The sequence below is a fragment of the Paenisporosarcina sp. NPDC076907 genome, assembly GCF_050269735.1.
Lineage (GTDB): Bacteria > Bacillota > Bacilli > Bacillales_A > Planococcaceae > Paenisporosarcina.
Genome location: NZ_JBNNIX010000008.1, coordinates 1 through 11652, shown reverse-complemented (window position 1 = coordinate 11652; position 11652 = coordinate 1). Strand labels below are relative to the sequence as shown.

Below are 11652 nucleotides of genomic sequence, written 5' to 3'. Positions count from 1 at the left end.
ATCAGCTTTTTTATGCACATTGAGTTATGGTATGATGACTTACAGAAAAGCGATAGAGTGAATTGACGCTTGTCGCTAGATGATGTTGAGTAAAATTAGACACATTTACGGACAACTTAACTATGGAATATGCGAGGTACAACAATGATACTTGTTTTAGATACAGGAAATACGAATATTGTGCTGGGTGTTTATGATCATGACCAACTTATTCACCATTGGCGAATGGAAACTGATCGTTACAAGACTGAAGACGAGTACGGCATGCAAGTGAAGGCTTTATTTAACCATGCAGGTATCGAATTCACTCAAATTCACGGAATTATCATTTCTTCTGTTGTGCCGCCCATTATGTTTTCATTAGAGCGGATGTGCCAAAAATACTTTGGCCTTAAACCGCTTGTGGTAGGTCCAGGTGTAAAAACCGGCTTAAATATTAAGTACGAGAATCCTCGTGAAGTAGGTGCTGACCGGATTGTTAACGCAGTTGCGGCAATCGAAGAATACGGTCCACCACTGATTATTGTGGATTTTGGTACGGCGACTACCTATTGTTATATCAACGAAAAAGGTGAATATATGGGAGGTGCCATTGCACCTGGCATTGGGATTTCAACCGAAGCCTTATTTGCAAGAGCATCAAAATTGCCAAGGATTGAATTGACACAACCAGATAATGTCGTCGGAAAAAACACAATTTCAGCGATGCAAGCTGGTATTGTTTATGGCTATGTGGGACAAGTTGAAGGTATTGTAAACCGCATGAAAGCACAAAGTAAATTAGAACCCACTGTTATCGCGACTGGTGGTATGGCTAATTTAATCGCACAGGAATCAACTGTGATTGACATGATTGATCCTTATTTGACGTTAAAAGGTTTGCACTTAATATACGAACGTAATCAATAAGAAAAGAGGAAGTACAATGAGTGATTATTTAGTAAGAGCATTAGCATTTGATGGAAAAGTACGCGCATTTTCTGTGCGCACAACCGATACAGTAGGAGAGGCGCAACAACGCCACGGAACATGGCCGACTGCATCTGCTGCCCTCGGTAGAACAATGACGGCTGGTGTCATGATGGGTGCCATGCTTAAAGGTGAAGATAAGCTAACGGTAAAAGTAGAAGGAAAAGGCCCGATTGGTGCCATTATTGTAGATAGCAATTCAAAAGGGGAAGTCCGTGGATATGCATCGAATCCGCAAACTCACTTTGATTTAAATGAACATGGAAAACTTGATGTTCGCCGTGCGGTTGGTACAGACGGTATGTTGACGATTGTAAAAGATCTTGGACTTCGTGATTTCTTTACGGGTTCAGTACCCATTGTGTCAGGTGAATTAGGCGAAGATTTCACGTATTACTTTGCAGCGTCTGAACAAGTTCCTTCATCTGTTGGATTGGGCGTACTGGTGAATCCAGATAATACGATTCTGGCTGCTGGTGGGTTTATTATTCAGTTGATGCCTGGTATTGAAGATGAAACGATTACAATTATTGAAGAAAAATTGAGTTCGATGGAGCCCGTTTCGAAATTAATCGCAAGAGGGTTGTCTCCTGAAGAGCTTTTACAAGAGATACTCGGTACAGAAAATGTTCAAATTCTTGACCAAATGCCTGTTTCATTTGAATGTAACTGTTCAAAAGAGCGTTTCGGCACAGCCATTTTAGGGTTGGGTGAATCTGAAATTCGAGAAATGATTGAAGAAGACGGAAGTGCAGAAGCGCAATGTCATTTCTGTATGGAAAATTATCACTATTCACAAGAAGAACTGGAATCTTTAATCGATGAGATTAAATCATAATAAAGATCGTCGTCCGATTGATGGTCGACCTACTCAGAGGAAATTGAAAACAAAACCAGTGCTTATAGTATTGGGTCTATTATTGCTTGGTAACATTTTGTGGTTCATCGCATGGTTAATTCCCAATGGACCGAGTGGCGGTGGTGAAAAAGTCGCCTCGGTTGGTGGGGAAGAAATTACCCGTGAAGACTGGATGGTAGCGATGGAAGAACAGTACGGAAAAGAGACGCTTCTTGAACTGGTAAATGGAGAAGTGATGGAAGCGGCAGCTGAGAAATACGATATTGAAGTAACGGATAAAGAAATTGATCTGGAAATTGCTTTGATTCGTTCTGCTCAAGATAGTACGAACTCACAAGTCCATTCGCTTAATGGTGAAATGCAACGACAAAAAATGCGTGCACAATTAATTTTAGATAAAGTGTTAACAAAAGATGTGGTCATTGAAGATAAACAAATTCAAACGTTCTATGATGAAAATCAATCTCTGTATAATATTCCGACGACTTATCGGACCAGTTTAATCGTTTTAAAGTCCGAATCAGATGCACAGGAAACGGTAAAAGAACTTAAAAATGGCTCATCTTTTGATGTATTAGCTCGAGAGCGTTCAGTTGATGTATCTTCTGCCAGTCTTGGTGGGGATATTGGTTTTATTTCGAAAGGTCAGGAAAATGTGGATTCTTCCGTTGTGGCGGCAGTTAGTAAACTAGAAATAGATCAATATAGTGATCCTGTTCCGCTCTCTGATGGGAGATACGGTATTGTATATGTACAAGATATCGCAGAAGGACAAGCTTTTTCATATGACGATGTAAAAAATCAGATTAAGAGAGAGCTAGCATTGGAGCAATTGCCTCAATCTGTCTCACCTGAAGCTTTTTGGAAAGAATTTGACACCGAATGGTTTTATGGAGAATAACATATACTTAAGCAGTTTTCTGATTCGTTCAGGGGGCTGCTTTTCGTTTGCGAAGTGTCAGAAAAATTGGTAGAATTAAGGAAACAAAAACCAATTGAAATACTAGGGATTAGGAGTGAGAAAATGACGCGTGTAGGAAATTCGGTAGCGGATTTAGTAGGTAAAACCCCGATTGTAAAATTAAATCGTTTAACAGGACCTGAAGATGCAGAGGTCTACTTAAAGTTGGAATTCTTCAACCCTGGCAGTAGTGTAAAAGACCGTATTGCACTTGCGATGATAGAAGCTGCTGAGCGTGATGGAAAGTTAAAGCAAGGTGATACCATTATCGAACCGACAAGTGGTAACACGGGAATCGGGCTAGCGATGATTGCGGCGGCAAAAGGCTACAAATCTGTGCTTGTTATGCCTGAAACGATGAGTTTGGAGCGACGTAATTTATTGCGTGCGTATGGAGCAGACTTGGTGCTGACTCCAGGGCCTGACGGAATGAAAGGTGCGATTGCAAAAGCAACGGAACTTGCTGAAGAAAAAGGCTGGTTTATGCCACAACAATTTAATAACTTTGCAAACCCGGAAGTGCACCGTCTAACAACAGGACCGGAAATTGTGGAAGCAATGGATCAACTGGATGCGTTCATTTCTGGTATAGGAACTGGCGGAACGATTACGGGTGCTGGCGAAGTATTGAAAAAGAACTTCCCGGGCATTGAAATTGTAGCAGTTGAGCCAAAAGATTCCGCTATTTTATCGGGTGGTCAACCAGGACCTCATAAAATACAAGGAATTGGCGCAGGTTTTGTTCCTGAAGTGTTGAATACGGAGATTTACGATTCCATCATTCAAGTCTCAAACGAAGATGCATATGAAACTGCCCGAAAAGTGGCACGTGAAGAAGGCATTCTAGGTGGAGTTTCGTCAGGAGCTGCTGTATATGCTGCTCTCGAAGTAGCACGCAAACTAGGAAAAGGCAAAAAAGTTTTAGCAATCCTTCCTTCGAACGGGGAACGTTATTTAAGTACACCATTGTACCAATTTGATGATCAACAATAAGGGAAGTAGAGAGAGCGGAGACGTTCTCTCTTTTTTGTGGCTTTCAATAGGTCATTCACGATAAGATGAAAGCGATAATTGTTTTTTCAGGGGGAGACCGAACATGCGTGATGTTCAATTACATACAACGACAATTTCTTTAAATAAAGATGAATTTTATTATGCTTATAAATATTTGACGCAACATGAATCTCACCACATTTTGATGGAAAGTGGTCGAGGGGGTAACTATAGTGTAGCGTCCTGGAACCCACTTGCAGTCGTTGAATCAACGAAAGATGGATTGCGTATTGAGTGGCGCGAAGGAAAAGTGGAAGAAAGACAGGGAGAGGCATTACAGTTGGTCGAAGAGTTGGTAGCAGAATATCAGTTCCAACATATCTCGGAGTTGCCGGATTTCCAAGGTGGCGCAGCGGGATTCATTACGTACGATTATGCGCGCCAAATTGAAGCGCTGCCAAATGAGGCAGAGGATGATTTGCATATTCCAGATTTGTACTTTTATTTACTCGACCAATGGGCGGTATTGGATATTGAAAAGGAACTCGTACATATCATGCACATCTCAACAGCTTCAGTCGATTTGCAAGCTGAAAGTGACAAGTGGATGGAAGCAGCTAAAAGAGGTGTTGCTTCCAGAGTATTTTCACCAGGAGTGGCAACTGAAGTATTGGAAGATCACAACGAACTGCATGTCTCGATGACTGGACCAGCATTCGAAGAAGCGGTGCGTCGCATTCAAACGTATATTGGCCAAGGGGATGTATTCCAAGTCAACTTATCTGTGCGCCAGTCGAAAGTCTTGTCTGTTTCACCGGTAACATACTACGAGGCATTGCGTTCTTTCAATCCTTCACCATACATGGCGTTTATTCAATCACCTGAATTTGCAGTCGTATCAGGATCTCCGGAATTGCTTGTGAAGAAAAAAGGGGACGAGGTATCGACACGACCGATTGCTGGAACACGCCCACGTGGGAAGAACGAAGAAGAAGATGAGCTTCTTGCAAAAGAATTAATCGATAATGAAAAAGAACGTGCTGAACACGTGATGCTCGTTGATTTGGAGCGTAATGATTTAGGTCGGGTTTCTGCGTATGGTTCTGTCGAAGTAAACGAGTTTATGGTCATCGAAAAATATTCGCATGTCATGCATATTGTCTCGAATGTACGAGGGACGCTTGCTGCAAACACTTCTAATGCGGAAGTGATCCGAGCTGTGTTCCCAGGAGGTACCATCACGGGTGCACCAAAAATCCGTACAATGGAAATCATTGAAGAACTTGAACCGGTAAGACGTGGTTTATATACAGGGTCTATTGGTTGGCTTGGATACACAGGAGATCTTGAATTCAATATTGTTATTCGTACAGCATTTGTACAGGATGGCATGGCACATATTCAGGCAGGAGCGGGCATTGTCATTGATTCCAGTCCTGAAAATGAATATATCGAATCGTTAAATAAAGCAAAAGCGCTTTGGCAAGCAAAAGCAATGGCGGAAGGAGTGGGCAATAAATGATTTTAATGATTGATAACTACGATTCATTCACTTATAACTTGGTTCAATATTTCGGAGAACTTGGCGAAGAATTACTTGTTAAACGAAATGACGAACTGACAATGGCAGACATCGAGTTGTTAAACCCTGAAATGATTGTTGTTTCTCCCGGACCTTGTACACCAAATGATGCTGGCGTCAGTCTAGAAGTCATTACTCATTTCGCTGGTAAAATCCCGATATTCGGCGTTTGTCTCGGTCATCAATCGATTGGACAAGCATTCGGCGGGAATGTCATTCGTGCGGAACGGTTGATGCACGGCAAAACGTCTCCAGTTCATCACGATGGAAAAGGAGTAAACACAGACATGCCAAATCCATTTACAGCGACGCGCTATCATTCCTTAATCGTCGAAAAAGAATCACTTCCAGATTGTCTAGAAGTGACTTCCTGGACTGCAGAGGGTGAGATTATGGGACTTCGTCATCGCGACTATGCAATTGAAGGTGTTCAGTACCATCCAGAGTCCATCATGACGGAAGCTGGAAAACAGTTGCTTCGTAATTTCATTCAGACGTATTGCCATTCGGCAAAGAAGCAGGAAGCATAGTGTGGGCTTGGATGAACGGGGAATTTGTAAAAGCGGATGAGCTGCGCATTTCTCCTTTTGACCATGGCTTTCTTTACGGCTTGGGCTTTTTTGAAACATTCCGTACGTATGCGGGACAACCATTTCTACTTAAAGAACATTTGAATCGATTGAAACAGGCGCTCAATGAATTTCGAATCGAAGTCGAATTAGATTCAGTCTCGTTGATGGCGGTCATTCACCAATTAAATGAACGCAGTGGCGGAGAAGATGGCTACTTTCGATTGAACGTATCTGCTGGGGTTCATGATATCGGCTTAGCGCCAGACGTCTATAAAAAACCGACCGTGATTTTATTTAGAAAATCGCTCCCGCCAATGACACGAGGAAAAGAAAAATCCGCGGTTTGGTTGGAGACACGTCGTAATACACCCGAAAGCGGCATTCGCTACAAATCACATCATTATGCCAACAACGTCCGTGCCAGATTGGAACTTCCTTCACTTGCAGAGCAGGAAGGGTTCTTTTTGACAGAAGACGGACATGTTGCTGAAGGTATTACCTCCAATATTTTCTGGGTTAGTGAAGAAGTATTATATACCCCTTCGCTTAAAACGGGCATATTAGCGGGAATTACGCGTGACTGGATCATCAGCGAAGCAAAGAAACTTGGTCTCCATGTAGTTGAAGACTTATTTGCGCCGGATAGGCTCGAAATGGCCAGTGAAGTATTTGTCTCGAATGCGGTACAAGAATTAGTGCCCATTCGAAAGCTTGGACCGATTAATTTTGCTGGCAAGGACGGTTTCATCTATTCGCAGTTACACGGACTATACGTAAAGCAAGTGGAACAGCTAATTAAGGAGCGATTACAGTGAATTTAAAACACTACTCAAAACCGTTCGAAGTGAAAGGGACGGTTTTTGATTTTCATAAAGAAACCATTGTTATGGGAATACTAAATGCAACACCAGACTCATTTTCGGATGGTGGACGTTTTAATGCAGTCGAAGAAGCGGTCGTTCATGCAAAAAAAATGGTGGCTGACGGAGCGAAAATAATTGATGTCGGTGGTGAATCCACGCGACCTGGCCACGCTGCTGTAAGTGAAGAAGAAGAAATGTCACGTGTTATTCCTGTTATCGAAGCGCTAGTTCGCGAAGTGGATGTGGCCATTTCGATTGATACGTATAAAGCAAAAGTGGCAGAAGCCGCCATCCTTGCGGGTGCTCATATTATCAATGATGTGTGGGGGGCGAAGCGTGAACCTGCAATTGCAGAAGTAGCGGCAAGACTCGGAGTGCCGATTATATTGATGCACAATCGCGATAACACGGAATACGCAAATTTCATTCCAGACGTATGCAAGGAATTGGAAGAAAGTGTTCAAATCGCTAAAGATGCTGGTGTTCCTGATGAACAAATTTGGTTAGATCCCGGCATTGGGTTTGGGAAAACAACTGAACAAAATATTTGGATGATGCGTCATTTAGAAGAAGTAATGGAAATGGGCTATCCGGTATTGCTTGGCACATCCCGTAAGTCAATGATAGGCAATATTTTAAATCTGCCCGTGGAAGAACGTCTGGAAGGAACAGCAGCGACTGTATCTTTCGGCATTATGCAGGGATGTCATATCATGCGAGTGCATGACGTAAAAGAAATCGTTCGCACTGTAAGGATGATGGATGTACTGACAGGTAAAACACCATATATAGAACGTTAAGAGGGGCGAATGAAATGGATTATATTCATGTGAATGAAATGGAATTTTGGGGCTACCACGGGGTGTTTGCTGAAGAAACGAAACTCGGCCAACGATTCCGTGTAACGCTTTCACTTGCTGTCGACTTGCAGGAAGCGGGGCAAACTGACAATCTTGAGAAAACGGTTAACTACGCAGAAGCATTCTTCGTATGCCAAAAGATTGTTGAAGGTGAACCCGCGAAGCTTGTTGAATCTGTCGCAGAGCGAATCGCAACCGAGATTTTAACGAAGTTTAAAGGGATTGTTAAAGGCTGCAAAGTGTTGGTGATTAAACCTGACCCTCCGATTCCTGGTCATTATCGTTCAGTGGCTGTGGAAATTACAAGAGGTACATATGTATGAATACGGCTTATCTTTCGTTAGGGTCAAATCTAGGTAATCGTTTTGAGATGTTGCAAGATGCCGTGCGAATGCTCCGAGAACAGGAAAACATTGAGGTCACTGCGATATCCTCGGTTTATGAGACGGACCCAGTTGGTTATACTGAGCAAGCGTCTTTTTTAAATATTGTCGTTGAGATTAAAAGTCATTTACCTGCAGATAGAATCCTTTTCGTTTGCCTAGAAACCGAACAGACTCTAGGACGGATTCGTGAATTTCGCTGGGGACCAAGAAGCATAGACCTTGACATTTTACTCTATAATGATGAAAATATAGTGTCAGAGAAATTGACTGTTCCTCATCCGCGAATGCATGAGCGAGGGTTTGTTCTCGTTCCGTTAATGGAATTATTGCCTGAAGGCATACATCCAGTAACGGGTGTGTCTTTTCGCGAGTATGCAGAAGGACAGAAAGAAGGCGTTCACGTATGGAAAACAATCGATGGGGTAGACGCATTCGTGCGTTTAGAAAACTAAAAGCGATGAAGCAACTCGACTTTGCCAAACAAATTGGAATGTCGACATCGATCTTAGGGCAAATCGAGCGTGGAACTCGAGTACCAACACAACAACAACTAGATACAATGGCATCCGTGCTGAATATAGAGGTAGAAGAGTTAATGGGTGAAACAAATTCATAAGGAAAGGAGGATGAACAATGACTAGAATGAGCGATAAGCCATTTCAAATTGGTAAACACGTATTGGATAACCGTGTAGTATTAGCGCCAATGGCTGGTATTTGTAACTCGGCTTTTCGATTGACTGTTAAAGAATTTGGAGCGGGACTTGTTTATGCTGAGATGATCAGTGATAAGGGGATTGTCCAAAAGAACGAAAAGACAATGAACATGCTATACATTGATGGCAGAGAAAACCCGTTGTCATTGCAGATTTTTGGTGGCGACAAGGAAACACTTGTTGAAGCTGCTAAATATGTAGATCAAAACACAACAGCTGATATTATCGATATCAATATGGGTTGCCCCGTTTCGAAAATCATTAAATGTGAAGCAGGCGCTAAGCTATTGCTTGACCCGGAAAAGATTTACGAAATGGTTGCGGCAGTTGTAGATAATGTGAAGAAACCCGTGAGTGTTAAAATGCGTACTGGCTGGGATTTAGATCATTTATATGCTGTTCAAAACGCACAAGCAGTTGAACGTGCGGGTGGATCGGCGGTAGCTGTTCACGGACGTACTCGTGTGCAAATGTATGAAGGTCATGCAGACTGGGATATCATTCGCCAAGTGAAAGAAAACGTCAATATACCGGTTATCGGTAACGGAGACGTTGAAACTCCACAAGATGCGAAGCGTATGCTTGAGGAAACTGGTGTTGATGGCGTTATGATTGGTCGTGCAGCGTTAGGTGACCCTTGGATGATTTACCGCACGGTTGAATATTTGGAGTCTGGCGAATTGAAACCAGAACCATCTGTTCGTGAGAAAATGGATGTATGTTTACTTCACTTCGAACGATTAATGGCACTTAAAGGTGAACATGTTGCCGTTCGAGAAATGCGTAAACATGCTTCATGGTACTTAAAGGGCATTCGTGGAAACGGACAAGTCCGTAACTTAATTAACCAAACGGAGTCCGCACAAGAATTGCGTGCATTGATCAATAACTTTGCAGACGAGCAAATGGCTTTAGGTCGCGAACTTGAAACAAGCGTTATGTAATACAGGTAAGTAGAGCTGTCACTTTAGGTGATAGCTCTTTTATATATAGAAGCTATTTATCAGAATTATGGAAATTCAAAAGGATTTCTTCGAAAAATCGATAAAGACGTGAAGACCTTTGTGAAATTGTGTACAATAGGTTCATTATGAATGGCTAAACGGAGCTATTAAAAGAAAAGGGAGTGAAATGAACATGTCTCATTTAGATGAATTAAACGATCAACTTTTGGTGAGACGCCAAAAGATGACTTCTATAAGTGAAAGTGGACTTGATCCATTTGGCGGACGTTTCGTACGTTCACATTTATCTGAAGGAATTCGTACGGAATTTGATCAATTTTCAAAAGAACAATTAGATGAAGAACCAAAAGAAGTAACGATTGCTGGAAGAATCATGACGAAGCGCGGAAAAGGGAAAGCTGGATTTGCTCACCTTCAAGACTTCGACGGTCAAATTCAAATTTATGTACGCAAAGATGCAATCGGTGAAGAAGCTTACCATTTGTTCACGACTGCTGACCTAGGGGATATCGTAGGTGTTCGTGGTACGGTTTTCCGTACACAAGTTGGAGAACTTTCGGTTAAAGCGACTGAGTTTACATTCTTAACGAAAGCCCTTCGTCCAATGCCTGAAAAATTCCATGGCTTAAAAGACGTGGAACAACGATACCGTCAGCGTTACTTAGATTTGATTACAAGCCAAGATAGCAAACATACATTCATTACACGTAGCCGTATTATTCAATCAATGCGTCGTTATTTAGATGGCCAAGGTTTCCTTGAAGTTGAAACGCCACTTATGCATGCAATTGCCGGTGGAGCTGCTGCTCGCCCGTTCATTACGCACCACAATGCTTTGGATATGACTTTATATATGCGTATTGCAATCGAGCTTCACTTAAAACGTTTAATCGTTGGTGGACTTGAAAAAGTGTATGAAATCGGACGTGTATTCCGTAACGAAGGAATCTCGACTAGACACAACCCTGAGTTTACTATGCTAGAACTATATGAAGCATACGCTGATTACCGCGACATCATGGAGTTAACTGAAAATGTAATCGCACATGTGGCGCAAGATGTCCTTGGAACAACGAAAGTGATGTATGGAGAAGATGAAATCGATTTATCTCCAGGCTGGAAACGTCTGCACATGGCAGATGCAGTCAAAGAAGCTACTGGAGTAGACTTCTGGGCAGAGATGACAAAAGAACAAGCGCACGCTTTGGCTAAAGAGCATGGCGTAGATGTAAAACCTTCTATGGAAGTAGGGCATGTCCTTAACGAGTTCTTCGAACAAAAAGTAGAAGAATCATTAGTTCAACCTACATTCATTTATGGACACCCGGTGGAAATCTCGCCTTTAGCGAAGAAAAACCCTGAAGATGGTCGTTTCACAGATCGCTTCGAATTATTCATTGTTCGTCGTGAACATGCAAATGCCTTCACAGAACTAAATGACCCAATCGATCAACGCGAACGCTTTGAAGCGCAACTTGTTGAAAAAGAAGCGGGTAATGATGAAGCGCATGAAATGGATGACGACTTTATCGAAGCATTAGAATACGGAATGCCGCCAACAGGTGGACTGGGAATTGGAATTGACCGTTTAATTATGTTATTAACGAATTCTCCTTCGATTCGCGACGTACTGTTATTCCCACAAATGCGTCACCGTGACTAAACAATTCTTATATGAAAGAAGCCGGGTTTCGACCTGGCTTCTTTTTCTGTTTTTAAGGACGAATTTAGCGTCTATTATTTTAATAATCTTTTAATTTTAAAAAGACTTGTGCGGTCTTTTGGATGGTGGTATAGTAATCAAGTCGCCAAAACAAGCGGCAAACAAAAATGAAAAAGCAAAACTTTTTGTTGACATGACAAACTGGATTTGCTAAGATATAAAAGTTGCTGTCGCGAGAGTGACCAACGAAATGAACCTTGAAAA

At 42.1% G+C, this 11652-nt stretch carries 14 protein-coding genes; 13 read left to right on the top strand and 1 reads right to left on the bottom strand.

What is annotated here, in order from left to right; all coding sequences use genetic code 11:
- Positions 1-144 precede the first annotated feature (144 nt).
- From ACQKEV_RS16895 to lysS, 13 genes are all read left to right on the top strand, one after another.
- Positions 145-909 (top strand): type III pantothenate kinase, encoded by a 765-nt coding sequence (locus ACQKEV_RS16895; protein ID WP_427448032.1) that lies wholly within the window; start codon positions 145-147, stop codon positions 907-909.
- 16 nt (positions 910-925) lie between these two features.
- Positions 926-1807 (top strand): Hsp33 family molecular chaperone HslO, encoded by an 882-nt coding sequence (hslO, locus tag ACQKEV_RS16890; RefSeq protein ID WP_427448033.1) that lies wholly within the window; start codon positions 926-928, stop codon positions 1805-1807.
- Positions 1791-2729 (top strand): peptidyl-prolyl cis-trans isomerase, encoded by a 939-nt coding sequence (locus tag ACQKEV_RS16885; RefSeq protein ID WP_427448034.1) that lies wholly within the window; start codon positions 1791-1793, stop codon positions 2727-2729. Before hslO ends, ACQKEV_RS16885 begins: the two co-directional genes overlap by 17 nt.
- 123 nt (positions 2730-2852) lie before the next feature.
- Positions 2853-3782: a cysteine synthase A gene (gene cysK, locus ACQKEV_RS16880; protein ID WP_427448035.1), complete on the top strand. Its 930-nt coding sequence runs from the start codon at positions 2853-2855 to the stop codon at positions 3780-3782.
- A gap of 103 nt (positions 3783-3885) precedes the next feature.
- The gene (locus ACQKEV_RS16875) at positions 3886-5304 is read left to right on the top strand and encodes an anthranilate synthase component I family protein (protein WP_427448036.1); all 1419 of its coding nucleotides are present in this window, start codon (positions 3886-3888) and stop codon (positions 5302-5304) included.
- Positions 5301-5894 (top strand): aminodeoxychorismate/anthranilate synthase component II, encoded by a 594-nt coding sequence (gene pabA / locus ACQKEV_RS16870; protein WP_427448038.1) that lies wholly within the window; start codon positions 5301-5303, stop codon positions 5892-5894. The genes ACQKEV_RS16875 and pabA overlap by 4 nt, the downstream gene beginning before the upstream one ends.
- On the top strand, positions 5894-6751 hold the full coding sequence (gene pabC, locus ACQKEV_RS16865; protein ID WP_427448052.1) for an aminodeoxychorismate lyase: 858 nt from the start codon (positions 5894-5896) through the stop codon (positions 6749-6751). The genes pabA and pabC overlap by 1 nt, the downstream gene beginning before the upstream one ends.
- Positions 6748-7599: a dihydropteroate synthase gene (gene folP, locus ACQKEV_RS16860; RefSeq protein ID WP_427448040.1), complete on the top strand. Its 852-nt coding sequence runs from the start codon at positions 6748-6750 to the stop codon at positions 7597-7599. The genes pabC and folP overlap by 4 nt, the downstream gene beginning before the upstream one ends.
- A gap of 14 nt (positions 7600-7613) precedes the next feature.
- The gene (gene folB, locus ACQKEV_RS16855; RefSeq protein WP_427448042.1) at positions 7614-7982 is read left to right on the top strand and encodes a dihydroneopterin aldolase; all 369 of its coding nucleotides are present in this window, start codon (positions 7614-7616) and stop codon (positions 7980-7982) included.
- The gene (gene folK, locus ACQKEV_RS16850) at positions 7979-8497 is read left to right on the top strand and encodes a 2-amino-4-hydroxy-6-hydroxymethyldihydropteridine diphosphokinase (RefSeq protein ID WP_427448044.1); all 519 of its coding nucleotides are present in this window, start codon (positions 7979-7981) and stop codon (positions 8495-8497) included. The genes folB and folK overlap by 4 nt, the downstream gene beginning before the upstream one ends.
- A complete protein-coding gene (locus ACQKEV_RS16845) occupies positions 8449-8661 on the top strand; it encodes a helix-turn-helix domain-containing protein (protein WP_269927593.1) in 213 nt (70 codons plus the stop codon). The genes folK and ACQKEV_RS16845 overlap by 49 nt, the downstream gene beginning before the upstream one ends.
- 17 nt (positions 8662-8678) lie before the next feature.
- Complete coding sequence (gene dusB / locus ACQKEV_RS16840; RefSeq protein ID WP_427448045.1) at positions 8679-9704, top strand: tRNA dihydrouridine synthase DusB; 1026 nt, start codon at positions 8679-8681, stop codon at positions 9702-9704.
- 193 nt (positions 9705-9897) lie between these two features.
- On the top strand, positions 9898-11388 hold the full coding sequence (gene lysS, locus ACQKEV_RS16835; protein WP_427448047.1) for a lysine--tRNA ligase: 1491 nt from the start codon (positions 9898-9900) through the stop codon (positions 11386-11388).
- A gap of 79 nt (positions 11389-11467) precedes the next feature.
- Here the strand turns inward: lysS and ACQKEV_RS16830 are convergent.
- The coding region (locus ACQKEV_RS16830; RefSeq protein ID WP_427448049.1) for a hypothetical protein at positions 11468-11652 on the bottom strand (185 nt) is incomplete at its 5' end.